We start from the raw sequence: 256 nt of genomic DNA, 5'->3' as shown, positions 1-256 counted from the left end.
CGGGTACGCAACGCGACGATGCCGCGCTGAATCTCGCGGCCGAATTGGCGCGCAAGTTCGACGCCTTTGCCGACACGCTGTTCGTCGAGGCCGACCCCGCCGATGCCGCCCCGATGCTGGGCGAGGGGATCTCCGGTATGGTGGTCGAGCAGGTGATGCGCAGCGCGGAGAAGGAGATGGCCTCGCGCCGCGCCCGGGCGGAGGAAGCGTTCGGCAGGAGCCTGTCCGCCACCGGCATGGCGCGTGGGGATGCCCC

1 protein-coding gene is annotated in these 256 nt (G+C 71.1%); it reads left to right on the top strand.

Annotated elements, in window-relative coordinates:
• Positions 1–256: hypothetical protein (locus R0J87_RS22335; protein WP_498889058.1), on the top strand; the 256-nt coding region annotated here is incomplete at both ends.

The sequence above is a fragment of the Halomonas sp. SIMBA_159 genome, assembly GCF_046536035.1.
In the GTDB taxonomy this organism is placed as follows: domain Bacteria; phylum Pseudomonadota; class Gammaproteobacteria; order Pseudomonadales; family Halomonadaceae; genus Vreelandella; species Vreelandella venusta_A.
Note: the sequence above shows the minus strand (reverse complement) of the source record. Positions and strands in the feature narration are given on the sequence as shown.